Annotated in this window: 24 protein-coding genes; 22 read left to right on the plus strand and 2 right to left on the minus strand. The window is 35.5% G+C overall.

Annotation, left to right across the window (positions count from 1 at the left end; genetic code table 11):
• Positions 1-9 precede the first annotated feature (9 nt).
• The 14 genes from P2Q73_RS07880 to P2Q73_RS07945 all read left to right on the plus strand — a co-directional run bounded on the left by P2Q73_RS07880 (position 10) and on the right by P2Q73_RS07945 (position 14,055).
• Complete coding sequence (locus P2Q73_RS07880; RefSeq protein WP_053588913.1) at positions 10-402, plus strand: Asp23/Gls24 family envelope stress response protein; 393 nt, start codon at positions 10-12, stop codon at positions 400-402.
• Between the two features lie 148 nt (positions 403-550).
• Complete coding sequence (nusB, locus tag P2Q73_RS07885) at positions 551-928, plus strand: transcription antitermination factor NusB (protein ID WP_275785604.1); 378 nt, start codon at positions 551-553, stop codon at positions 926-928.
• A 26-nt stretch (positions 929-954) separates the two neighbouring features.
• A complete protein-coding gene (gene folD, locus P2Q73_RS07890) occupies positions 955-1,809 on the plus strand; it encodes a bifunctional methylenetetrahydrofolate dehydrogenase/methenyltetrahydrofolate cyclohydrolase FolD (RefSeq protein ID WP_275785607.1) in 855 nt (284 codons plus the stop codon).
• Between the two features lie 159 nt (positions 1,810-1,968).
• Positions 1,969-3,327 carry an exodeoxyribonuclease VII large subunit gene (xseA, locus tag P2Q73_RS07895; RefSeq protein WP_275785610.1) on the plus strand — a complete coding sequence of 453 codons (1,359 nt, stop codon included), beginning with the start codon at positions 1,969-1,971 and terminating at the stop codon, positions 3,325-3,327.
• Positions 3,328-3,332: 5 nt separating this feature from the next.
• Positions 3,333-3,554 (plus strand): exodeoxyribonuclease VII small subunit, encoded by a 222-nt coding sequence (xseB, locus tag P2Q73_RS07900; RefSeq protein ID WP_053588917.1) that lies wholly within the window; start codon positions 3,333-3,335, stop codon positions 3,552-3,554.
• A complete protein-coding gene (locus P2Q73_RS07905) occupies positions 3,547-4,431 on the plus strand; it encodes a polyprenyl synthetase family protein (protein ID WP_275785615.1) in 885 nt (294 codons plus the stop codon). Before xseB ends, P2Q73_RS07905 begins: the two co-directional genes overlap by 8 nt.
• Before the next feature lie 89 nt (positions 4,432-4,520).
• On the plus strand, positions 4,521-6,416 hold the full coding sequence (gene dxs / locus P2Q73_RS07910) for a 1-deoxy-D-xylulose-5-phosphate synthase (RefSeq protein ID WP_056832104.1): 1,896 nt from the start codon (positions 4,521-4,523) through the stop codon (positions 6,414-6,416).
• The gene (locus P2Q73_RS07915) at positions 6,413-7,228 is read left to right on the plus strand and encodes a TlyA family RNA methyltransferase (protein ID WP_275785617.1); all 816 of its coding nucleotides are present in this window, start codon (positions 6,413-6,415) and stop codon (positions 7,226-7,228) included. The genes dxs and P2Q73_RS07915 overlap by 4 nt, the downstream gene beginning before the upstream one ends.
• A gap of 103 nt (positions 7,229-7,331) precedes the next feature.
• Positions 7,332-7,781 (plus strand): transcriptional regulator AhrC/ArgR, encoded by a 450-nt coding sequence (gene ahrC, locus P2Q73_RS07920; protein WP_053588920.1) that lies wholly within the window; start codon positions 7,332-7,334, stop codon positions 7,779-7,781.
• Positions 7,782-7,858: 77 nt separating this feature from the next.
• Complete coding sequence (gene recN, locus P2Q73_RS07925; RefSeq protein WP_275785622.1) at positions 7,859-9,562, plus strand: DNA repair protein RecN; 1,704 nt, start codon at positions 7,859-7,861, stop codon at positions 9,560-9,562.
• Between the two features lie 94 nt (positions 9,563-9,656).
• Positions 9,657-10,619, plus strand: coding sequence for a SpoIVB peptidase S55 domain-containing protein (locus tag P2Q73_RS07930; protein WP_056831756.1), 963 nt, complete (start codon positions 9,657-9,659; stop codon positions 10,617-10,619).
• Between the two features lie 224 nt (positions 10,620-10,843).
• Positions 10,844-11,635 carry a sporulation transcription factor Spo0A gene (gene spo0A, locus P2Q73_RS07935; protein WP_053588923.1) on the plus strand — a complete coding sequence of 264 codons (792 nt, stop codon included), beginning with the start codon at positions 10,844-10,846 and terminating at the stop codon, positions 11,633-11,635.
• Positions 11,636-11,771: 136 nt separating this feature from the next.
• Positions 11,772-13,343 carry a DUF342 domain-containing protein gene (locus P2Q73_RS07940; protein WP_275785627.1) on the plus strand — a complete coding sequence of 524 codons (1,572 nt, stop codon included), beginning with the start codon at positions 11,772-11,774 and terminating at the stop codon, positions 13,341-13,343.
• Positions 13,336-14,055, plus strand: a complete 720-nt coding sequence (locus P2Q73_RS07945; RefSeq protein ID WP_275785630.1) for a glycerophosphodiester phosphodiesterase — start codon at positions 13,336-13,338, stop codon at positions 14,053-14,055. The genes P2Q73_RS07940 and P2Q73_RS07945 overlap by 8 nt, the downstream gene beginning before the upstream one ends.
• Positions 14,056-14,084: 29 nt before the next feature.
• Here P2Q73_RS07945 and P2Q73_RS07950 read toward each other — a convergent pair whose 3' ends face one another.
• Positions 14,085-14,327: a DUF2627 domain-containing protein gene (locus tag P2Q73_RS07950; protein WP_053588926.1), complete on the minus strand. Its 243-nt coding sequence runs from the start codon at positions 14,325-14,327 to the stop codon at positions 14,085-14,087.
• A gap of 194 nt (positions 14,328-14,521) precedes the next feature.
• Between P2Q73_RS07950 and P2Q73_RS07955 the strand changes: the two genes are divergently transcribed.
• The 6 genes from P2Q73_RS07955 to P2Q73_RS07980 all read left to right on the plus strand — a co-directional run bounded on the left by P2Q73_RS07955 (position 14,522) and on the right by P2Q73_RS07980 (position 22,638).
• Positions 14,522-16,543: a sigma-54-dependent Fis family transcriptional regulator gene (locus tag P2Q73_RS07955; RefSeq protein WP_053588927.1), complete on the plus strand. Its 2,022-nt coding sequence runs from the start codon at positions 14,522-14,524 to the stop codon at positions 16,541-16,543.
• Between the two features lie 153 nt (positions 16,544-16,696).
• Positions 16,697-17,791, plus strand: a complete 1,095-nt coding sequence (locus P2Q73_RS07960) for a Leu/Phe/Val dehydrogenase (protein WP_053588928.1) — start codon at positions 16,697-16,699, stop codon at positions 17,789-17,791.
• Positions 17,792-17,882: 91 nt separating this feature from the next.
• Positions 17,883-19,313: a dihydrolipoyl dehydrogenase gene (gene lpdA / locus P2Q73_RS07965; RefSeq protein WP_275785635.1), complete on the plus strand. Its 1,431-nt coding sequence runs from the start codon at positions 17,883-17,885 to the stop codon at positions 19,311-19,313.
• Between the two features lie 14 nt (positions 19,314-19,327).
• A complete protein-coding gene (locus P2Q73_RS07970; protein WP_053588930.1) occupies positions 19,328-20,338 on the plus strand; it encodes a thiamine pyrophosphate-dependent dehydrogenase E1 component subunit alpha in 1,011 nt (336 codons plus the stop codon).
• Entirely contained in the window at positions 20,338-21,321 is a 984-nt protein-coding gene (locus tag P2Q73_RS07975; RefSeq protein WP_053588931.1) for an alpha-ketoacid dehydrogenase subunit beta, read from the plus strand. Before P2Q73_RS07970 ends, P2Q73_RS07975 begins: the two co-directional genes overlap by 1 nt.
• An 18-nt stretch (positions 21,322-21,339) precedes the next feature.
• Complete coding sequence (locus P2Q73_RS07980) at positions 21,340-22,638, plus strand: dihydrolipoamide acetyltransferase family protein (protein ID WP_275785641.1); 1,299 nt, start codon at positions 21,340-21,342, stop codon at positions 22,636-22,638.
• 233 nt (positions 22,639-22,871) lie between these two features.
• On the opposite strand, the gene P2Q73_RS07985 is transcribed toward P2Q73_RS07980, so the two are convergent.
• Complete coding sequence (locus P2Q73_RS07985) at positions 22,872-23,069, minus strand: hypothetical protein (RefSeq protein WP_275785644.1); 198 nt, start codon at positions 23,067-23,069, stop codon at positions 22,872-22,874.
• A gap of 199 nt (positions 23,070-23,268) precedes the next feature.
• Here P2Q73_RS07985 and P2Q73_RS07990 point away from each other — a divergent pair, with 199 nt between their 5' ends.
• Both P2Q73_RS07990 and P2Q73_RS07995 read left to right on the plus strand, forming a co-directional pair.
• On the plus strand, positions 23,269-24,504 hold the full coding sequence (locus tag P2Q73_RS07990; protein WP_275785646.1) for a sensor histidine kinase: 1,236 nt from the start codon (positions 23,269-23,271) through the stop codon (positions 24,502-24,504).
• Positions 24,505-24,777: 273 nt separating this feature from the next.
• Complete coding sequence (locus P2Q73_RS07995; protein WP_275785649.1) at positions 24,778-25,323, plus strand: GNAT family N-acetyltransferase; 546 nt, start codon at positions 24,778-24,780, stop codon at positions 25,321-25,323.
• Positions 25,324-25,845 lie beyond the last annotated feature (522 nt).

Here is a 25,845-nt window from a genome sequence, read left to right on the forward strand (position 1 = left end):
GTGAAAAAAATGTCAGAAACAAACGAACAAAAATTTGTTCAAATGACTCCTGAAGGAAAAGATGACTTAGGGACAATTGAAATTGCACCTGAAGTTATTACTGTAATCGCAGGCATTGCAACAAATGAAGTAGATGGTATCGCTGGAACACGCGGAAACCTTGCTTCGGGAGTTGTAGAGCGTCTGGGTAAAAAAGTGCATGGCAAAGGTATTAAGACAGAAATAACAGCTGATGGTTTGTTTATCGATGTATATTGCCTTGTAAAATACGGTGCTTCCGTTCCCACGGTTGCTAGAGAAGTGCAATCTCAAATCCGACAAGCAATTGAAAATATGACTAGTTTAGTGCCAAAAGAAGTGAATGTTCATATTACAGGTGTACAATTCGATTCAGCCGAATAAAAAGAAAGGGTCATCCATGGATGGCTCTTTTTATATTTAGTATGTATTCTCCATGCATTTTCTTTATATTTTCTGCTTTCTAGTACGCAATCTAAAGAGAAATATGCTATGATTGTTTAGATAGTTACATTTAAAGGAGAACTAAATAATGAAACGAAGAAAAGCAAGAGAGCTAGCATTACAAGCGCTATTTCAGTTAGATAACCATGAAATTTCTATAGAGGAAGCAATTGGTCATGTTACAGATGAACAAGATACTTTTCTAACAATGTTAGTTAGAGGTGTGATTGAGCATAAAGAGCAGATTGATGCTTCATTAACAGAAAAGCTAGAAAATTGGTCGCTTTCTCGACTACCAAAAATTGAACGCACAGTTCTACGTATTGCTGTTTTTGAACTAATGTTTACAGAAGAAACCCCTGCAAAAGTAGCTATTAACGAGGCTTTAGAAATTTGTAAGGTTTTCGGAGATGAGAAATCTAGCCGATTTGTAAATGGTGTATTATCTAAATATACAGATCAATAATGGTCCGGAGTGAAGGAGAGTTAATGGTGTTAGACAATTTAATTGATGGTAAACAAATTGCTGGACAAGTTACAGAAAAAGTCCAAAAAAGAGTAGAAGCTTTAAAAGCAAAAGGTATTACACCTGGATTGGCTGTTGTGTTAGTTGGAAATAATCCTGCTTCTCAAACATATGTAAATAACAAAACTAAAACTTGTGAGAGATTAGGGATGTATTCTATCCTTATCCAATTGGACGAGGATGTTTCAGAAACTGAATTATTGAAACAAGTGGAGCTATTAAACAACGATGAAAAAATCCATGGAATCCTAGTTCAACTACCTTTACCAAAACAAATTGATGAAGATCGAGTGATCGCAAAAATCTCACCACTTAAAGATGTTGATGGTTTTCACCCCGAAAGTGTTGGTAAAATGATGATCGGACAACAAACCTTCCTTCCATGTACCCCATTTGGTATTTTAAAATTATTAGAATACAGTAATATTGATGTTGCAGGAAAACATGCTGTAATTATTGGTAGAAGTAATATTGTGGGCAAGCCAATGGGACAACTTTTACTCCAAAAAGATGCAACTGTTACATATTGTCATTCCAGAACAAAAGACCTGCATGCATATACAAAACAAGCGGATATTTTAGTAGTGGCAACTGGTCGTGCTAAAATGATCGATGCTAGCTATGTAAAAGAAGGTGCAGTTGTAATTGATGTAGGTATTAACCGAGATGAAAATAACAAATTATGTGGGGATGTAAATTTTGCTTCTGTAAAAGAAGTCGCATCTAAAATTACCCCAGTACCGGGTGGAGTAGGTCCAATGACGATTGCTATGCTAATGGAAAACACATGCTTAGCAGCCGAAAATACATCTAAAAATTAATAAGCTATAAGCTGTTTTTCTAGAAAAGCGAAAGTGACTTATGACTTCTTGAGAGGACATAGGCGCCGAAGCCTAGACAGGTAAAAAGTAAAGTATAACTACTTTGTAATCTGTTTAGAAAGGCAGCTTTTACCTTGTGATCATAATGGAGTTGTTCTTGTGACTGCACAAACACATACATACTTAACGGTAAAAGCTTTAACTAAATACATAAAACGTAAATTTGACGCAGATACTCACTTACGAGACGTATACGTAAAAGGTGAACTATCAAATGTGAAGGTTCACAGTAGTGGACATATTTACTTCACTTTAAAAGACGATACTGCACGTTTAACATCCGTTATGTTTGCAATGCACGCAAGATCGTTAAAGTTTAAACCTGAAAGCGGGATGAATGTACTCGTTCGTGGTGATATTAACGTTTTTGAAGCTGCTGGGCAATACCAATTATACGCTTCCACTATTCAACCGGATGGTATTGGGGAGCTTTTTTTAGCATTTGAACAATTAAAAAAGAAACTGGAGCAGGAAGGTTTATTCCATCCTAGTCGTAAAAAACAGATTCCTATATTTCCTAAAATGATAGGTGTAGTTACTTCTAAAACCGGTGCAGCTATTCGTGATGTTTTGACAACGTTAGAACGTAGGTATCCAATAAGTGAGGTAGTCGTTTTTCCAACTATTGTCCAAGGACCTCAAGCTGCCCCATCCATTGTAAAGTCAATTGAGCAAGCAAATAATATGCAAAACATTGATGTCTTAATTGTTGGTCGAGGTGGAGGATCTATCGAAGATTTATGGGCATTTAACGAGGAAGCGGTAGCAAGGGCTATTTCCAATAGTGCTATTCCTATTATAAGTGCTGTTGGGCATGAGACGGATACAACAATTGCCGATTTTGTTGCCGATTTACGAGCACCAACACCAACTGCAGCTGCTGAAATGGCTGTTCCTAGTAAAGAAAATTTATTAAAAAATATTTTTTCCTTCCAATCCGCTTGCTTGAATTTTGTTTCTAAGAAGCTACAGGATGAAAAAAATAGATATAACCGAGCTATACAATCTCCTGTACTTGCAACTCCTGAGAAACTATATCGTCCTTTTATAGAAAGATACGTACGTGTGGAGCAGCAATTACAAAGAGAAACTAATCGCTTGTATCGTGAAAAAGAACGAAACTTTACGCAAGTAGAAAAAAGAATGCTCCAACTTTCACCAAAAAAATTGATTGATTTGCAGTATAAGTCAGTCCAAGTCTTAACAAATCAACTAAATCAAGCAACTGTTTCTACATACGAAAAACATCGACAGCATTTTCATGGGTCGATTCGTACGTTAGAAGCTTTGAACCCATTGAAAATAATAGATCGAGGTTTTAGTATTACGTATAAAAATGGAAAAGTGGTTAAATCGGTGGAAGAAGTAGCTAAAGGAGATTCCATCTTTGTTACACTCCCGGATGGCCAAGTTGAAGCGATTGTAAAAGATGCTGAGAAGAGAGGGAAAGGGGACTAATTTTCATGGCTAAAAAAGAAATCCCGTTTGATGAGGCGATGTTGCAATTAGAAAATATCGTTCGTCAATTGGAGCAAGGCGACGTACCACTTGAAAATGCAATCGAACTCTATCAAAAAGGGATGGAGTTATCAAAATTATGTAGTGAAAAATTACAAAGTGCTGAAAAACAGCTAGTCTCTTATATAGGGGATAATACGGAAAAAGAAGGTAATAGTAATGAATAATTTATTGCATTCTTTTATCGATTCAAATTTACCAACTATTGAGCAAAAGATGTCTATATTAATAAATGACCTTAAAGCACCCCAGGAACTGAAAGATGCAATGGATTACTCTTTACAAGCAGGGGGTAAAAGAATAAGACCGTTATTCACATTAGCAGTTTTAAAAGAACTGCAAACAAATAATGAGGATGCGCTTGTTGTTGCCAGTGCGATTGAAATGATTCATACTTATTCACTGATACACGATGATCTACCTGCAATGGACAACGATGATCTTCGCCGTGGTAAACCGACGAATCATGTAGTCTTTGGAGAAGCACTTGCAATATTAGCAGGTGACGCACTTGTGACATTTTCTTTCGGGATAATTGCACGACTACCGAATCTTACTGCAGAACAAAAAGTAAAATTGATTGACAAGTTAAGTTTTTCAGCTGGTGCAGAAGGAATGGTCGGTGGGCAGGTGCTAGATATGCTAGGAGAAGGAAGATCTTTAACACTAGCGGAATTAGAAAAAGTTCATGTAAATAAAACTGGTGCACTCCTTACAATAAGTATTTTAGCAGGAGGCATCATAGCTAATGCAAGCGATGAAATAATGGAAGCATTAATGAAATATGCATACCATATAGGATTAGCATTTCAAATACAAGACGATATTCTGGATATAGAAGGAACTTCTGAACAATTAGGCAAAACTGCTGGAAAAGATATTTTGAGTGAGAAAAATACATACCCATCTATCTTAACGCTAGAAGGGGCAAAAGAAGAGTTGCAAAACCAATATAATATGGCTATTCAAGCTCTTCAGGAAGTTAATTTACATCAAGGACTATTAGTGGAACTCGCAAATTATATAACGAAAAGGGCCAATTGATAGCGAATAATTTTGTTTTATAACAGTTTATTGGTATGATATTACCTAACGTATTACGAAGGAAATCTAAAAGAAGGTGTGTGATGGCAATGGATTTAACTTCAATTTCTAGCCCATCCTTTTTGAAAAGTTTAAATAACGAACAATTAAAGGAATTAAGTGAAGACATCCGATCGTTTTTAATAGAAAAGTTATCTGTAACAGGTGGACATATCGGCCCAAATCTTGGAGTAGTAGAGCTCACCATTGCACTTCATCGTGCATTTAACAGTCCGGTTGATAAACTATTGTGGGATGTAGGACATCAAGCGTATGTGCACAAAATTTTAACTGGCAGAGCAGATCAGTTTGATACACTACGCCAATTTAAAGGATTGTGTGGATTTCCAAAGCGTATAGAGAGCGAACATGACGTGTGGGAAGCAGGTCATAGTTCTACGTCTCTTTCTGCTGCAATGGGAATGGCAAAGTCTCGTGATCTACAAAAAAAATCTAATTTCGTTATTCCGATTATTGGGGACGGAGCACTTACTGGCGGCATGGCTCTTGAGGCGTTAAACCACATTGGGCATGAAAAAACAGATATGATTGTTATTTTAAATGATAATGAAATGTCTATAGCTCCAAACGTTGGGGCGCTTCATAATATACTTGGAAAATTACGCACCCATGGTACGTATAACAGAGCTAAAGATGATTTAGAATATTTATTAAAGAAAATACCTGCAGTAGGTGGAAAGCTAGCAGGAACAGCAGAACGTGTAAAAGATAGTTTAAAATATTTACTTGTATCTGGTGTCTTTTTTGAAGAACTAGGATTTACGTATCTAGGTCCAATAGACGGGCATAACTTTGAAGCATTAGAAGAAAATCTTAAAAATGCCAAAAAGATGAAAGGCCCTGTCCTTCTTCATGTGATAACGAAAAAAGGTAAAGGCTACAAACCTGCTGAAAATGATAAAATAGGAACTTGGCATGGAACTGGTCCATATAAAATGGAAACAGGTGACCTTATCAAATCCTCATCAAAAGCACCATCTTGGAGTGGTTTAATCGCTGAGACCGCACGTAAATTGGCAAGGGATGATAAGCGTATCGTTGCTATTACACCTGCGATGCCAGTTGGATCTAAACTCGAGGGATTTGCTTCGGAATTTCCTGATCGTATGATTGATGTAGGTATTGCAGAACAACATGCAACTACAATGGCTGCGGGTCTTGCAGTAGACGGTATGAAACCGTTCTTAGTCATTTATTCCACGTTTCTACAACGTGCTTACGATCAAGTACTGCACGATATTTGTCGCCAAAACTTAAATGTGGTCATTGGTATTGATCGGGCGGGATTAGTCGGTGCAGATGGAGAGACCCATCAAGGTGTATTTGATATTCCATTTTTACGTCATATGCCTAATATGGTATTAATGATGCCAAAAGACGAAAATGAAGGGCAGCATATGGTTAAAACTGCATTTGAATATGCAGATGGACCAATAGCGCTTCGATATCCTCGAGGAAATGGACTAGGAGTACCAATGGATGAGGATTTAAAGTCTATTCCTATAGGTACTTGGGAAGTATTGAAAGAAGGCACTCAAGCTTCGATTTTAACTTTTGGTACAACAATTCCAATGGCGCTTCAAGCTGCAGAACGACTTGAACAAGCAAATATTTCAGTAGAAGTGATCAATGCTCGTTTCATTAAGCCTTTAGATGAAGAGATGCTTCGTTCTTTACAACAACGTAATATACCAATTATTACTGTAGAAGAAAGCATGCTCGAAGGTGGTTTCGGAAGTGCAGTTCTTGAATTCTTCAATGACAACAATTTACAAGCAAATGTTAATCGTATTGGTATTCCAGATATGTTTATCGAACACGGTGACGTCAATCAATTATTAGAAGAAATTAATATCACGAGTGATGATATAGTTGAATTAGTAGAAAAATCAGTCGCGTCAAATAACAGGTATATATCATCATGACGAAGTCTTCAAAAGAACGAGTAGATATATTATTAGTTGAACAAGGCTTATTTGAAACTCGAGAAAAAGCAAAGCGCGCCATAATGGCCGGGCAAATTTATCTTAAAGAAGAACGTATAGATAAACCAGGCGAAAAAATAGATGCTAACTCTATTTTATCTGTGAAGGGTCAAGTATTGAAATATGTCAGTAGAGGCGGTCTGAAGCTTGAAAAGGCATTAGAACAATTTGAACTGACAATTGAAGACAAAATCATGTTAGATATTGGCTCTTCTACAGGTGGTTTTACTGATTGTGGATTACAAAATGGCGTTAAACATGCATATGCACTTGATGTTGGTAGTAACCAGCTTGCATGGAAAATTCGTCAAGATTCACGAGTTACTGTGATGGAAAAGACAAATTTCCGGTACTCAACGCCAGCTGATTTTCATGAAGGATTACCTTCCTTTGCATCAATTGATGTTTCTTTTATATCTCTTAAACTAATCTTTCCTACTTTAAAAACTATTCTTGTTCCAAATGGTGATGTTATTGCCCTAGTCAAGCCTCAGTTTGAAGCTGGAAAAGATCGAGTTGGTAAAAAAGGGGTTGTTCGTGACAAATCAGTTCATATTGATGTTTTGAACGATATTGCAGATTTTGCAGAAAGTCAACATTACCAACTGAAAGACGCTTCCTATTCTCCTATAACCGGTGGAGAAGGAAATATTGAATTCCTGTTTCATTTAGTAAATGTTAATGAAGGTGAAGTAATTCCACATCAAATAGATTTTAAACAGCTAGTGAACGAAGCGCATTCTTTATTATAGGTGAGCGCGACTCATAATTAGAGTCGCGTTTTTTCTTGTGCCTTTTGGAATGAAATGCTAATGTATTAATTAACCGGTATAATTATACGAAGAGGTGAAAGAAATGAATAAAGGACAAAGACATATTAGAATACGCGATATTATTGCTAATAATGAAATAGAAACGCAAGATGATTTAGTAGATTCTTTAAAAAATGCTGGATACAATGTCACACAAGCAACTGTCTCAAGAGATATAAAAGAATTGCATTTAGTGAAAGTACCTCTTCCTAATGGAAGTTATAAATACAGTTTACCAGCTGATCAAAGATTCAATCCAACTCAAAAATTACGCCGTGCATTAACGGATGCATTTGTCAGTATTGATGGAGCAAGTCATTTTTTAGTCATGAAAACGTTACCAGGTAATGCACATGCTATCGGATCTTTGATCGATTATTTAGATTGGTCTGAAATATTAGGAACGATTTGTGGGGATGACACGTGTTTAATCTTATGTAGACAAGAATCGGAGACAGAAGAAGTAAAAAACCGATTACTTGAAATGCTATAATATAATGTCTTTAGCGTAGCTCGTATTTTTTAATATGAGGGAGTAATCCTAAAGTTAATTTAATGAGGTGAAAGCTAGTGTTAAAAGAATTATCGATTAAAAATTTTGCAATTATAGACGAATTAACAGTTAGCTTTGAAGAAGGACTTACAGTGTTAACTGGAGAGACAGGTGCAGGAAAATCGATAATAATTGATGCTGTACATTTATTGTGTGGTGGAAGAGGTTCGCAAGAATTTATAAGACATGGAACAAAGAAAGCAGAATTAGAAGGGTTATTCATAATCACGAATCCAAAACATGTAGTTTTTAACAAAATGGCGGATGTAGGTATAGATTTAGATGAAGAAACCATCATTTTAAGAAGAGATATTAATGACTCTGGAAAAAGTGTTTGTCGAATAAACGGTAAGCTAGTAACCATTGGTATATTACGTGAGATTGGAGCCTCTCTCATTGATATACATGGTCAGCACGAGAGCCAAGAATTAATGGATGAAAAAGCACATATTTATTTATTAGATCAGTTTGCAGGGGAAAAAATAAGACTTGTAAAAGAGTCATATAAAGAACTTTTTACAAAATATAAAAAGTTGAAAAAAGATTTAGCGACTTTAACTGAGAATGAACAGCAAATCGCTCATAAAATAGACCTGTTTATATTTCAAGTAGATGAAATAAATGATGCCAATTTAATTGTTGGGGAAGAGGAACAACTTCAAGAAGAAAAAAAGAAGCTCCAAAATTTTCATAAGGTATTTGACAAAATGAGTAGCGCTTATGAAGCGATACTATCCGAATCTAAAGGGTTAGATTATATCGGAACTGCTATGGCAGACTTACAGGATATTTCCGAAATTGATAAAAAGATGCTCGAGTTAAGTGAAAATGTATCATCCGCATTTTACATTTTACAAGATGCTGCATACCAACTAAAAAGTGAATTAGACGAAATGGAGTACGACAGCAATCAACTTCAAATTGTAGAAGACCGACTAGCATTTATTCAATCCTTAAAAAGGAAGTATGGCCAATCGATTGAAGATATTTTAGAATATAAAAATAAAATATCAAATAGTCTCGAGCAGTTAGTCAACAGAGATGAGCAAATTCAAAAAACTGCAGAAAAGATAAAACAAATAGAAAAAGATTTAGAATTAGAAGCTAAAGATTTAACGGATAAACGAAAAATAGCTGCAAAGCAACTAAGTAAAGCTATTATGGAACAATTAAAAGAACTCTATATGGAAAAAGCGACTTTTTCTGTTATGTTTCATGAGCATGCCAATACAACGTATAACGAAAATGGTATAGACGATTTATCATTTTATATATCAACAAATGTAGGGGAACCACTTAAAGCGTTAACTAAAATCGCATCTGGTGGAGAATTATCGAGGATGATGCTAGCATTAAAAAGCATTTTCTCCAAGCACCAAGGAATAACGTCCATTATATTTGATGAGGTTGATACTGGTGTAAGTGGACGAGTTGCCCAAGCGATTGCAGAAAAGATTGCAGGAATTGCAACAGATTCACAAGTATTATGCATTTCGCACTTACCACAAGTTGCAGCAATGGCCGATCAGCATTTAATGATAAAAAAGATTGTTTCAAGAAACAGAACATACACGAATCTGGAAGAAGTAGTTGATGATCAGCGAGCAGAGGAATTAAGTCGCATGATGTCAGGAGCTGAAATTACAAGCACTACATTGCAGCATTCAAAAGAACTGCTGAAATTGGCAAATGAAAGAAAAAAAATGTTAAGACATGCGTGAAGACCTTTCTAAAAGAGGTCTTCTTTTTTTATCAATTATTTACCTCACATAGACTTTATTCAACAGGATATAGTATTTGTATAGGAGGTGAAATATGAAGCCAAGCTATCGTATATGGTCGCTAATTACAATACTTTTCTTTACTTTATTCTTTGCAGTCAACTCCACTTTTGCACAAAATACTACTTCCTCAGTTGTCCCATTAGGACAATCCATTCAAATTGACCTACAGTACGGAGCTGTGGTACTTGGCAATGATGTCTTACTAACCGATGATTATTGGTTGCGAACAGGTGACGCAATTAAACAGGTCAATTCCGAAAATGTTCGAACGATGGAAGACGTTAAAACCCATATAAAAGATAAAGAACAAATCACTATTCATTATGAGCGAAATAAAAAAATGTATACAAGAGAAATCACTTCTGACCAAATACTGAAACTTCTTCCATTTTTGAAAGATGCTACAGAAGGAATCGGTACATTAACGTATTTTGATTTGGAAACGAATGAATTTGGTGCCTTAGGACATCAAATTGTGGATCATCCATCCGGTTTAACACCTAGTTTTTCGGAAGGATCGATATACTTGTCTTCCATACTTCAAATAAAGAAAAGTATTCCAGGTAAGCCAGGATACAAAATTACCTCACATCAAAATAACACTTCTCCCATCGGAGGAGTAAATGAAAACAATGTGTACGGTATTTTTGGAAAACTTGAAAAAAATGCGATTGAAAATATTCCGATGCAAGAAGTAGAAGTAGCTGACAAGGAAGCAATAACGACAGGTAAAGCAATTATGCGAACTTCAATCGATGGCGAAAAAGTACAGGACTTTTCAATAGAAATTACAACTGTTGAGGACTATCTTTTTCAGTTTACAGTAATTGATAAAACGCTCATAGAAAAAACAGGAGGAATTCTCCAAGGCATGAGTGGAAGTCCTATTATACAGCAAGATAAGCTAATCGGTGTTGTCACGCATATGTATGTAGATAAACCAAAAAACGGTGCAGCTTTGTCCATAAAAGAAATGATGAAAAAAAATCCATGATAAAAATGTAAAAGGCTACACCGTAATTAGGTGTAGCCTTTTTTGATGACAACATATACAATGAAATAAAGAAAATTCGACAAAAGGGTAGAAACCATTACCATATTGTCGTAATTCAAAGAAATCGTATTAGTAAAGACTTATTTTTAACAAAAATAAAGGAAGAAGTCAAAAAAGAGCGAATACTATCTAAGTGAAAAATTACAAAAGGTGGATGAGGCAAAATGGAAAAAATAAAAATTGTAATAGTGGATGACAATAAAGATTTAATTCGGACAATGGATTCATATTTTGACAAACATTCGGAAATAGAAGTAGTTGGTACAGCTGTCAATGGGAAACTTTGTTTAGAATTACTCGAAACAGTTGAACCTGACGTACTGCTATTAGATATAATAATGCCTCATTTAGATGGTATTGCTGTATTGGATAGTTTGCAAAAAAATGACAAAATCAATAATCTTCAAGTCATTATGTTAACTGCCTTTGGTCAAGAGGATGTAATGAAACAAGCAGCTGAACTTGGAGCATCTTATTTTATGCTGAAGCCTTTTGAATTTGACCGTTTAGTTACACAGATCAAACAAGTGGCTGGTAGAAAAGAAAGCATACAAGAAGTACCAGCAAAAGCAAATCCGGAAAGAGAAGCAATGCAAAATAAACGAGTTATTGACAACATCATCACAAATGTTATAAAAGAAATTGGTGTTCCTGCACATATAAAAGGTTACTCTTATTTAAGAGAGGCGATTCAAATGGTTTACACGGATATTGAGTTACTTGGTTCCATTACAAAAGTTCTTTATCCAGAAATCGCGAAAAAGTTCCAAACAACGCCATCTCGTGTAGAAAGAGCGATTCGTCATGCCATCGAAGTAGCATGGAACCGCGGAAATTACGAAACTATTTCTAAAATGTTTGGTTATACGGTACATCATCTGAAAAGCAAGCCAACTAATAGCGAATTCATCGCAATGATCGCAGATAAGATTCGTATGGAGAATATGGCTAGCTGAAATTCATAAATTAACTGAAAAGTTATACATTACAAAGTATCTTCCTTTGCTATAATAAATGAAGATACTTTTTATATTGTTGCCCTTATATTTTGAAAAGTGAGTATAATAGAAAGAGGAAGGATGTGAAGCATTTATGATAATAGAAGAAACGGATGAAATTATTCTTTCAGAAGAAAATGGAAGGGTTTTCATCGAGATAAAAAATAATAGTTTTAATTTGAAAAAGTTTGATCAAATGACTCGTAAATATGCTCGATTAAGAATTTCAAATTTTATGGCCTTAAAAAAAGCAGTTGATAAAAAGTCACTCGAACAGATAGAAATTGGTAGTTGGATTGATAGTGTTGAACTGGAAATAAGTCCTGATAAAATGCAAGCATTGGTAACAATTTATGAATCCCAAAGTTATATTCAAGAGCATACACAAGAAATTCAAACGATAATTCGTAAACTTCTAGCTGATCATCAAATTATTTATGGACAAGTACCAATTGATTTTCAAAAAGTTATGACAGGAAAACCTTACATAGTTGCAACAGGCTTGCACCCAAAAAAAGGTGCAGATGCGCAAATAACATACTTACAACAGGCAGAAAAGAAACCTGAAATAAAGGAAGACGGAAAAGCAGATTACTTTGATATGAATTTTTTAGTCGAAATAAAAGAAGGATCATGGCTAGGAGAAAAAATTCCACCACGTAAAGGTATAGATGGTATAAATATTTTTGGACAAGAAATAGCTGCGAGTATGGGTGAAGATCTACCATTAAAATATGATCCGCAAACTGCATATGAAGTCGAAGAAGTTGGGAAGATCGTTTTGCGTTCCAAAACAAATGGAGTAATTGGAGAAGTAAATGGAGCACTCACCGTTCAGAAGCATCTAGTTATTGATGGAGATGTCGGTTTAGAAACCGGAAACTTAAAATTTGATGGTTCGATTCAGGTGAAAGGAACTGTGATGCCGGGTTATTCGATTGTCGCTTCCGGAGACATTTCTATTGAAGCAAAAGATGGGGTAAATGCCGCAGAGCTTATTAAGTCTACTGAAGGTGATGTCTTTATCAAAGGTGGTATTTTTGGAAAAGATGTCACGAAAGTAGAGGCATTTAGAAATATATTCATCAAACATGCAAATGAATGTTCTTTAGAAGCAAAAGAAAACGTTCATATTGGACTTTATAGTTTAGGTTCCACTGTTTTCGGGAATGAAATTATTTTAGACGAGAGAAAAGGCAAAATTATTGGTGGAAAAGCAATTGCTATTAATTCCATCACTACTGCATACTCAGGAAACAATTTGGAGAGAAAAACGGAACTTATTGTGCAAGGGATAGATCGAAAAATATTAACAGAAAATGCAAAGATAAAAGCAGAAGAGTTAATGAAGCTACAAAATGAGTCCACAAAATTAAATGCTACCGTTAGTCAGCTACACCAATTTAAAGATACAATGTCTAAAGAGCAAATTGCTGTCTATGAACAGACAAAACAAAAGTACAATGTGTTGCAAGCAAATATGAAGGATTTGGATATAGAGATTCAGCGTATATTGAAGATGCTTCGTCAAACAACTGACTATTTTATAAATATTACAAAAGAAGCAAGTCCAGGTACTATTATTCAAATTAGCAATAAGTCATCGTTATTAACAAAATCAACAAAAGGTAAATTTAAGCTTGAAAATGGGGAATTAAATGTATAACATACCGGTTTATGCGCATAGAGGTGTTTCCAATAAATCAGTAGAAAATTCTTTGAATGCTTTTAAAAAAGCTGTAGATGTTCGTGTAGATGGCATTGAGTTAGATTTGCAATTATCTGCTGACGGCGTTGCATTTGTTACGCATGATATCGATTTTTTCCGTTTAGCTGGCAATAAACGAAGAATTACGGACATGCTTGCAGAAGAGGTTTTACAACTGAAACTAGGAAGTAGTTTTTTTCGAAAGTTTTTCGGAAGTAGAGTCTTAACGTTTGATCAATTCCTACAATTTATCATTCCGACAGGCATGAAGCTTAATATTGAATTGAAAGAATCCTTTCTAGGAAAAAGTGAAATGATTCGTGAAGTTGTCGAAAAGAGCATGGCAGTAAATGATGTTCATTTTTCATCTTTTGAATTTAGTATTTTAGAAACGATACACGCTATGAATTTAGATGTGCAAACTGCTTTTATTGGGAAAAAAAATTCTGATTGGGATTATGTCCTTTCTATAAAAAAGTTCAACGCAATTCATTTGAACAAAAAGTTCTATGGAACTAAGTTGATGAACACCATTTGGAATGAAGGTTATCCTATGCGGTTTTACAATATAAAAGGAAATGAAAAATACCTACAAGATCCACATGAATGTGTTATTGGTTGGATTACTGACTATCCAGAAAAAGTATTAAACATACAAAAAAGACGATGATCTGTTTAATCATCGTCTTTTTTGTATTGCTAGTCCTTCTTCTTCTCAAAGCGAGGAGCTACTTTTCCATTTTTTCGATCTCTGTTCAACAAAAAGCCTGCGAAGAAACCAAGACCTAAAACAGTAAAAACTATTCCGCAAATAAATTGAAACCATAAAGCACCAAAAGGGAGAATATGTATTCCGAAAAAGGTATCTCTCATTAATTTAATCCCAAATGCAGCTAAAATTCCAGGAATCAATAATACGATCAAAGCAGCTAAACGAGCCAACATTATCACTCCTGTATCTTATAAGCTTCATGCGCCGTCCAAAATTTAAAGTCGCCTTAAGACAGACGCCTTCCGCATTTCTACTTATAATTTAATATTACATGTGAGAAAATTATTGTCAACTCATGGAACTTACGTTATGATTATGAAGAAGTGCAATTACTTGCAGAGTTTAAATGGGGGTGTGCATATTTTTGCAAAACATATTAATCGTTGGAGCAGGTAAAGGCGGATATGCACTTTTGAAGTTATTTGAAGAGGCAGACTACCTTCAAGTGAAAGCAGTAGTTGATATTGACGAAAATGCTCTTGGCATGCAATATGCAAAAAAACAGCAAATTCCTACATATACCGATTGGAAGGATCTTATAAAAGGTGATATCCAAATAATTATTGACGTCACTGGAAAAAAAGAAGTTTTTTTAGAACTTCTAGCAGATAGACCGGCAACGGCAGTTTTAATTCCAGGTGAAATTGCAAATTTAATCGTCACATTATTAGAAGAGAAAAATAAATTTATTCAAATTTTAGATAACAAAAATACAATACAAGAACTAATTTTTAATTCAGTTGAAGAAGGTATGATTGGTATTGATGAAAATGGCATTGTGAACTTTTTTAATAAAAGCGCCTCAAAAATGACTAATGTCTCTATAGAGGATGCCATAGGAGAGCATATTTATAATGTTATTTCTCAAAGTGAATTACCAAGAGTATTCGATACAGGACAGACTGAGTTAAATAAAGAACTAATTCTTGAAAGCGGTACCAAAATAGTCACCTCAAGATATCCGATGATTAATGAGGAAGGACAAAAGATTGGTGCATTTGCTGTTTTTAAAGATATAACAGAAGTTGTCCAACTTGCAGAAGAAATCACCAATTTAACAGAAATACAAACGATGCTGGAAGCAATTATCCAGTCTAGCGATGATGCTATTTCCGTAGTAGATGAGGATGGAAAAGGGATACTTATTAATCCTGCATATTCGCGGATTACTGGATTGAAGGAAGAAGAAGTAATAGGGAAACCTGCGACAGCGGATATTTCTGAAGGAGAGAGTATACATTTAAAAGTTCTCCAAACACGCAAGCCTATTCGAGGAGTTAATATAAGAGTAGGTAAGGAGAAAAAAGATGTTATTGTGAACGTTGCTCCAATTGTTGTCAATGACCGGCTTAAAGGTAGTGTAGGTGTTATACACGATATGACCGAAATGAGATCTCTCATGAAAGAGCTCGATCAAGCACGTACTCTCATTCGAAACTTGGAGTTTAGCTTTTCATTTGAAGATATTGTCGGTAAATCTGAAATCATTCAATTTGCAGTCAATCAAGCAAAGCTTGCTGCAAGCGTTCCGGTAACCGTGCTTTTAAGGGGAGAAGTCGGTTCGGGTAAAGAATTGTTCGCACATGCAATTCATAGTGCCAGTAATAGAAAATTTAAGCAATTCATCCGAGTAAATTGTAGCTCTCAGGAAGAACACTTATTAGAGCGTGAATTATTTGGTTATGATGATGGTGAAGTTAGCTATCCTGGCCTTTTTGACGAAGCAAATATGGGTACCATTTTCTTAGACGAAGTCGGTGAGTTAACTATTAGAACACAAGCGAAGTTACTCCGTGTACTTAGAGAAAATGCAATTGTAAGAGTAGGTGGTACCACACCTATTCCAGTCGATGTCCGAATAATAGCAGCGAGTTATTTTAATCTGGAAAAGTTAATGCGTGAAAGTACATTTCGAGAGGACTTTTATTTTCAGTTAAGCCGCATGCCGATCCATGTGCCATCTTTAAGAGAGAGAAAACAAGACCTACCAGATATTGCGGATCATTTACTTGTGAAATTAAATAAGGAATTCGGTCGAAATATCGAAGGATTTACAAAATCCGCAATGGAAAGCTTGTTGTTATATGATTGGCCAGGAAATATACGTGAGCTTGAAAATGTTATTAGTCGAGCAATGATTTTTCTGGAAGCGCAAGATCGAATAATAGAAGAACATCATTTACCTAAATCGATATTGTCTATTTCAGATGACGCACAAGATGAAGTACAAATAGGTACACTTGCAGAGCAAATGGATGTTATGGAGAAAAAAGTACTACTGAATGCTCTCCGAGTTTGTGGAGGAAATAAATCTCAAACTGCAAAAAAGCTGAATATTTCATTGCGTACTTTATATTACAAATTAGAAAAATATAATCTAGATTAATGAGGTATTTTACATGGGGATGTAAAATCAAAGGAATGTCCATTGATATTTTTTCAAAGGGGTTTCAAACATAAAATTACATGGGGATGTATTTTACGAAAATAATATTTTCGAAAAAATAAATAATAACTTAACTACTAGGAGGAACTACAGATGGAAATTTTTAAATATATGGAGACTTACGATTATGAGCAATTGGTATTTTGCCAAGACAAAACATCCGGATTAAAAGCGATTATCGCTATTCATGATACTACATTAGGACCTGCACTTGGAGGTACACGCATGTGGAACTACGCAACAGAAGAAGAAGCGATTGAAGATGCACTACGTTTGGCAAAGGGAATGACTTATAAAAATGCAGCTGCGGGCTTAAACTTAGGTGGCGGAAAAACTGTTATTATTGGAGATCCATTGAAAGATAAAAATGAAGAAATGTTCCGTGCATTTGGTCGATTCATTCAAGGTTTAAACGGACGATATATTACTGCGGAAGATGTTGGTACAACAGTAGCAGATATGGATTTAATTCATGAAGAAACAAACTATGTGACTGGAATTTCTGAAGCGTTTGGTTCGTCAGGTAATCCTTCTCCAGTTACAGCTTATGGTGTGTATGTTGGAATGAAAGCTGCAGCAAAAGAAGCATTTGGTTCAGATTCATTAGCAGGAAAAACAGTTGCGGTACAAGGCGTAGGAAACGTAGCATACACTTTATGTGAGTATTTACACAATGAAGGTGCTAAACTAATTATAGCGGACATCAACCAAGCTTCGGTTGATCGTGCTGTAAATGCATTTGGAGCAGTTCAAGTTGGCGTGGATGAGATATATTCACAAGAAGCAGATATTTTTGCACCATGTGCACTTGGAGCAATTATTAACGATTCTACAATTCCACAGCTAAAAGCTAAAGTTATTGCAGGTTCTGCAAATAACCAATTAAAAGATACAAAGCACGGTGATTTGATCCACGAAATGGGAATTGCATATGCACCTGATTATGTTATCAACTCTGGTGGAGTGATCAATGTTGCAGATGAATTATATGGTTATAATCATGACCGTGCAATGAACCGAGTTGCAGGTATTTATGATAAAATCGAACGAATTTTTGAAATTTCTAAACGTGATGGTATTCCAACTTACGTTGCGGCTGACCGTTTAGCAGAAGAGCGTATTGCACGCGTAAGCAAATCACGTAGCCAATTCTTACAAAACGGAAAACATATCATCACAGGAAGATAAGTCGAACAACTAATTTCATCCAATAACAGAATGGCCGTTTTTCTTAACAGTGAAGCGGCCTTCAAGATGGATTAATAAGGGGATGTAAAAGTTGGCAAAAGAATATGATGTAGTCATTATTGGTGGCGGTACAGGTGGTTATGTAGCCGCTATTCGTTCAGCTCAATTAGGTTTGAAAACAGCAATTGTAGAAAAAGGAAATTTAGGTGGTACTTGCTTGCACAAAGGATGTATACCAAGTAAAGCTTTACTCCGAAGTGCTGAAGTATACGCTACAACGAAAAATCATGCTGCAGAATTTGGTGTAAATACCTCAGAAGTTACGCTTGATTTTAATCGAGTTCAATCTAGAAAAGAATCGATTGTTAGCCAATTACATCAAGGTGTGCAAGGCTTGATGAAAAAAGGGAAAATTGATGTCTATGAGGGTACAGGAAGAATGCTAGGGCCATCTATTTTCTCACCTTCTCCAGGCGGAACTATCTCAGTGGAGATGAATAGCGGCGATGAAAATGAGATGCTTATCCCTAAAAATGTAGTAATCGCTACTGGCTCTAGACCGCGTACATTACAAGGATTAACAATTGATGGGGAATATGTTATGAGCTCTGATGAAGCATTAGCTATGACAGAATTGCCGAAGTCAATTTTAATAGTTGGTGGAGGAGTAATTGGAATCGAGTGGGCTTCTATGTTAAATGATTTTGGTGTAGAAGTGACGGTTATCGAATATGCCGATCGTATTATTCCTACAGAAGATAAAGATATTTCAAAAGAAATGCAAAAACTTCTATCTAAAAAAGGGGTAACCTTTGCCACAAGTGCTAAGGTTCTTCCAGAGACACTTCAAACAGCGGATAATCAGGTGAGTATTTCTGCTGAGCTAAATGGAGAAACTAAAACTTTTACTGCTGAAAAAATGCTCGTCTCAGTCGGACGTCAAGCAAATGTTGAGGGCATCGGAATTGAGAATACGGATATAATTGTTGAAAATGGATTTATTCAAGTTTCCGAAACTTTTCAAACGAAAGAATCTCATATTTATGCGATTGGTGATGTAATTGGTGGGCTTCAGCTGGCTCATGTTGCAAGTCATGAAGGTATTAATGCAATTGAACATATTGCCGGTAACCACACATTACCTATCGACTATAAATTAGTTTCGCGTTGTATCTATTCTAGTCCAGAGGCTTCAAGTGTTGGTATTACAGAACAACAAGCAAAGGAACAAGGCTTTGATGTTAAAATAGGAAAATTCTCATTTAAAGCAATTGGAAAAGCACTAGTTTATGGGGAATCAGATGGTTTCGTTAAAATTGTTGCGGATAAAGAAACAAATGATATTTTAGGAGTTCATATGATTGGTCCACACGTGACGGATATGATATCTGAAGCTGGTCTTGCTATGGTTCTTGATGCAACACCATGGGAAATAGCACATACGATTCATCCACACCCAACGCTTAGCGAAGTAATTGGTGAAGCGGCATTAGCTGTTGACGGAAAAGCTATTCATATGTAAAAGGAGGAGTCCTGATGACAACAAATCGTCATGAAGAATTAGGTTTAACAAATGAAGATGTGCTAAAAATGTTTGAAACGATGTTAATGGCTCGTCGTATTGATGAACGTATGTGGTTATTAAACCGAGCAGGGAAAATTCCATTCGTTATTTCCTGCCAAGGTCAAGAAGCTGCACAAGTAGGCGCTGCGTATGCGCTTGATAATACAAAAGACTATATCGCACCATATTATCGTGATATGGGTGTAGTATTACACTTTGGTATGACACCTAGAGATTTAATGTTATCTGCTTTTGCAAAAGCAGAGGATCCAAACTCTGGTGGTCGTCAGATGCCAGGTCATTTTGGTCAAAAGAAAAATAGAATTTTAACTGGCTCATCACCGGTTACTACTCAATTACCACATGCGGTAGGCGTAGCATTAGCTGCTAAAATTGAGAAAAAAGATTTTATTACATTCGTAACTCTTGGAGAAGGCTCTTCGAACCAAGGAGACTTTCACGAAGGCTTAAACTTTGCAGGAGTACACCAATTACCTTGTATAACTATGGTTGAGAACAACAAATATGCAATTTCTGTCCCATTTGAACGCCAAGTGGCAAGTAAAAATGTAGCAGACCGTGCTATTAGTTATGGAATGCCTGGTGTTACAGTAGATGGTAAAGATCCTATTGAAGTGTATAAAGTAGTAAAAGAAGCAGCGGATCGTGCTCGTAATGGTGGAGGACCTAGCTTAATTGAAGCGGTAACATACCGTTTGACAGCCCATTCTTCAGATGATGATGACCGCCAATATCGTACAGCAGAAGATATAGCAGAAGGTAAAGCCCTAGACCCACTTATTACATTTGCTAAATATTTAAGAGATCTTGATATTTTATCCACGGATTTAGAAAAAGAAATAAACGACCGTGTGATGAAAGAAGTAAATGAAGCTACTGACTATGCAGAAAATGCGCCTTATGCTGCTCCCGAAGATGCATTGAAGCATGTATATGCTGAAAAAGATGGGGGGAATGCATAATGGCAGTTATGTCTTATATCGATGCAATCACACTTGCAATGAAAGAAGAAATGACTCGTGATGAGCGCGTCTTCATCTTAGGTGAAGACGTAGGTCGTAAAGGTGGCGTATTCAAAGCGACAAATGGCCTATATGATGAATTTGGGGAATACCGTGTCCTCGATACACCACTTGCTGAATCTGCGATTGCTGGAGTAGGAATTGGAGCAGCTATGTATGGTTTACGTCCGATTGCAGAAATGCAATTTGCTGACTTTATCATGCCAGCAGTAAACCAAATTATTTCCGAAGCATCCCGTATTCGTTACCGTTCTAATAATGATTGGACGTGTCCAATTGTTATTCGTGCTCCTTTTGGTGGCGGTATTCATGGTGCACTCTATCATTCCCAATCAGTAGAGGCAGTTTTTGCAAACCAACCTGGTTTGAAAATTGTTATTCCTTCTACTCCATATGATGCAAAGGGATTACTAAAAGCAGCTATTCGTGATGAGGACCCAGTTATGTTCTTTGAGCATAAGCGTGCATATCGTCTAATTAAAGGTGAAGTGCCAGAAGACGATTATACAATTGAAATTGGTAAAGCAGATGTAAAACGTGAAGGGGAAGATATTACGGTTATTACGTATGGTCTAGCTGTTCACTTTGCACTCCAAGCAGCTGAACGATTAGAAAAAGACGGAATTTCTGCCCATATTCTAGATTTACGTACGATTTATCCTTTAGATAAAGAAGCGATTATAGAAGCCGCATCTAAAACAGGAAAAGTATTACTTGTTACAGAAGATAACAAAGAAGGTAGTATCATCAGTGAGGTTGCTGCAATCATTGCAGAAAACTGCTTATTTGATTTAGATGCTCCGATTATGCGTCTTGCTGGTCCTGATGTTCCTGCTATGCCATATGCACCAACGATGGAAAAATTCTTCATGATCAATCCAGACAAAGTCGAAAAAGCAATGCGCGAGCTAGCGGAATATTAACAGGAAGGAGTAATTCATATGGCTCTAGAACAAATTAAAATGCCCCAGCTTGGTGAGAGTGTGACCGAGGGAACGATTGAAAAGTGGTTAGTAAAGCCAGGGGATCACGTAAACAAATACGATGCACTTGCAGAAGTAAATACAGACAAAGTAACAGCTGAAGTACCTTCTTCCTTTACAGGTGTTATTAAAGAGCTTATCGCCAACGAGGGCGATACACTTGCTGTTGGAGAAGTAGTCTGTACAATTGAAACAGAAGGTGGCTCTTCAGAAGAAGTAAATGAAGCAGCTCCTGAACAGCCTACTGCTGAAACAGTTAAACCGGCTGAATTACAAAAGCTTGATACTCCTGCACCAGTTCACCGTGAAAAAGGTGCAAAAGCACGCTATTCACCTGCTGTTTTAAAACTATCACAAGAACATGGTATTGATCTCTCACTAGTAAATGGTACTGGTAATGAAGGTCGTATAACTCGTAAAGATTTACTGAAAATTATTGAGAGTGGAGATATCCCAGTTGCAGCTCCTGAAATCTCTAAAGAAGAAAAGGTACATGAAACAGTGCAAACTACTTCAGCCCCAAAATCAGCTCCAGCTAATATTCCTGTAGCAGTTGGTGATATAGAGATTCCTGTTACAGGCGTTCGTAAAGCTATCGCTGCAAATATGCTTCGTAGTAAACACGAAGCCCCACATGCTTGGACAATGATTGAAGTGGATGTGACAAGTTTAGTTAACTACCGTGACTCCATAAAAAATGAGTTCAAGCAAAAAGAAGGCTTTAACGTTACCTATTTTGCGTTCTTCGTAAAAGCAGTTGCACAAGCGCTAAAAGAATTCCCTATGATGAATTCAATGTGGGCAGGAGATAAAATTGTACAGAAAAAAGATATCAACATATCAATTGCCGTAGCAACTGAAGATGCTCTTTTCGTTCCTGTTATTAAAAATGCAGATGAAAAAACGATTAAAGGTATAGCTCGTGAAGTAAACGAGCTTGCTTCAAAAGTTCGTTCTGGCAAATTAAAATCAGAGGAAATGCAAGGTGGTACATTCACTGTAAACAACACAGGGTCATTTGGTTCTGTTCAGTCGATGGGAATCATCAACTACCCGCAAGCAGCCATTCTTCAAGTAGAATCTATCGTGAAACGTCCAGTAATAATGGATGGCGGTATGATTGCAGCGCGTGATATGGTAAACCTTTGCCTTTCTTTAGATCATCGTGTACTTGACGGTCTAGTTTGTGGTCGCTTCCTAGCTAGAGTAAAAGAAATTTTAGAAAATATTTCTAAAGAAAATACATCTGTTTATTAACAAAAAGAGGCTCAAAATCGGTGAGATACGATTTTGAGTCATTTTTACATAATGGATGAAAAAAATTATAAAACATAAAATTTGATCGTCCAAAAAACTAATTGCAAAGTTAAATTTAATGCAATTTAGTTCATTCTAAATGGTACTATTGAAAAATTAAAAGAAAGAATATCCCCGTTTGCTACTCTAATGTTAGTGTAACAGACCGGGGAGATGATTCTGCTTCATATTTATTATGATCCAGAGTCTTCCGTATCAGAATCCTCATTTTTTTTGTTCTCATCAGGAACACCACTGTCATTTTGGCCGTCATCTTCTAATAAAGGATCGTTTACTTCAATTTCTTCTACATCTTTGTCATCCTCTCCACATGCTCCGAGTAAGAAGATAGAAGACAGTGCTAATGGTAATGCAATCGTTCTTTTTTTCATTGTTTATCCCTCCTAATATTAGGTTCTTTCTATTTATCTACCTCATTAATAATTTTATAAACTTATATTGAGTGTAATTAAAGAATAAATAGATTAATTCGAAGTGTAATATCATGTATAATAGATTATTGTTTAAAATAAGTATTTTTAATGAATTAAGAATCTCTTGCTGCTAATACAGAAGAGAGGAGGATATCTATTGCTAGAAACTTTTTTGATAAATATATTATTTATGATTTTTCCTGTGCTATTGTTTGTGATTTTCTTTGATAATTATAAAAAGGAATATAGCTATTCTCTCGTTATATTTTCTTTCTCTATATCAATGATTCTTTGCATGCTATATCCGATCGAATTGGAACTGGGATTTAATATTGATTTGCGATATATTGCATTTATAATTGTTGGACTTTATGGTGGATATAGAGGATTATTTCCACTTTACCTAGTACTGAATATATATCGATTTTTTATTGGAGGAGAAGGTACATTACAATCTTTAATTCATTCGACTTTGGCTTTTATTGTTCTACCATTATTATCTAAACAGTTCAATGAATATAGTCCAAAAAGGCGTATTATTACAGCTATAATGGTTGCATCCTTGAATGTTATTATATATCTGATTGCATTGTCTAATTATTTTGATGTATTAACGAATGAATATTGGTCATCAGCGTTTTTTATGTTGATCACTTCAATTATGGTGATGGGTCTAAATATGGCTATGATTGAAAAGATAATTTCCAATATCAAAAATCGGGAGAACCTCCTACGAACAGAGCGTTTACATGTTATGAGCGAACTTTCTGCAAGTGTATCCCATGAAATACGAAATCCGCTCACTGTTACAAAAGGGTTTCTTCAATTATTGAATGTCTCCAAAACTATTTCAGCTCAAGACAAGGAATGCATAGATTACTCTTTAAAAGAATTGTTACGAGCAGAAAATATTATAAATGATTATTTAGCATTCTCTAAACCACAATCGGAGTATATGGTTTACTCAAATTTAAAAGAAGAGCTGGAATATGTTCAAAATGTATTAAGTCCTTATGCTCTATACAATAAAGTTGAGATTGTCACTAAATTTTCGAACACATTAAATAAGGAATATGACCAAAATCAAATAAAGCAATGTTTCATCAACTTAATGAAAAATGGAATTGAAGCAATGAAGGGAGAAGGTGGTATTTTAAATGTTGAAATAATGGACCAAGGCAGACATATTATCATTTGTATAAAAGATTGTGGTGTAGGAATGTCCAAAGATGAAATTCTTCAACTAGGAAAACCGTATTTTTCAAATAAAAAAGAGGGAACCGGACTTGGAATGTTAATGGTCTATGGAACTCTAAGCAAGATGAAGGGGAAAATTGATGTCCAAAGCAAAAAAGGAGTAGGAACAACTTTTACCATTACTATACCGACCTGAACCAATAACGGTCACATTGTCTATCAAATTGTAAAAGATTTGGTAGGCATTTTCTTTGTCAAAATACATCCCATTACAAAAGAAGGTATCTATCTTCAAATCGTACTTTTATCAGCATGAAAGATGAGTTCGTTATAAAAATAGAAAGAAATAATAATATGGGATGTTTTACATTGATCTATTTATGAGTTTCATATTCTTACTCAACTTGAAGGAATATAATGGTTGAGTGTTAAATTGTTCTAAAAACTATTTACTATGGAGGAACATACAATGATTATAAAAAAACAGGAGTTTAATGTTAATGGGATATATTATATAGTTAGATCAGCAATGGTTCAGGATGCAAAAGAATTGTCTGAACTAAGATTACAGATTGATAGTGAGACAGAAAATATGGACAGAGAAAAAGGAGAAGCTTTCATAGATACGCTAGGTTTTGAAAAATTAATCAAAACTGATACAGAAAGTAAGTGTAATCTTTTTTTAGTTGGAGTTGTGAATAATCGGATTGTTGCTTTTTCAAGGTGTGAGGGTAATCCCTTGAAACGCTTTGCGCATAAAGTAGAATTTGGGGTTTGTGTATTAAAAGACTACTGGGGGTTCAAGATTGGAACAAATCTATTAAAAGAATCTATTGCTTGGGCAGATGCAAATGGACTAAAAAAAATATCCTTAAATGTTTTGGAAACAAACCAAAAAGCAATCAATCTATATAAAAAATATGGTTTTAGAACCGAAGGAATTTTACAAAATGATAAAATCCTTTCAGACGGTGAATTTTACAATACGGTAGTTATGGGAAGATTTAATGGATAAAGACTATAGCTCAGCTGAACAGTAGAATAAGGGAGTAAATAGGTTACATAAAAATAGTACGGAGAGATGAATATTGAAAATACTTATATTAGGAGCAACTGGATTTTTAGGTTCTACTCTATTTTTATATGGCTTCACAAAGTCACAATGTGAAAGTATATGGCACTTCACGTTATTTAAATGAGAATGTAAACATCGAGCTTTCCTTCCTTTAGTAGGAATAAAATCATCCAGCATTTGCATATTGTATACTTCTCATGCATAGCTACCAACAGGATATCCACCTAAAAAAATCATTACCTTCGTCCATCATCTAAGATTGCACACTGCAATAATAATTCCAGTTGGAAGATCTCTTCGTTTCATACTTCGTCAGAACCTTTTCAAAGTCATTTTTTCCTATGTAATCCAAAAATAAATAAAAATTATTAGCAACTACTTAAAGATAAATGTGGTAAATATTGATTTTAGATTCACGTCATACATTTTTATATTAAATAAGGTAAAAATTTTTGAAAATGT

Source organism: Bacillus sp. Cr_A10, assembly GCF_029222665.1.
Classification (GTDB): Bacteria; Bacillota; Bacilli; order Bacillales_A; family Planococcaceae; genus Psychrobacillus.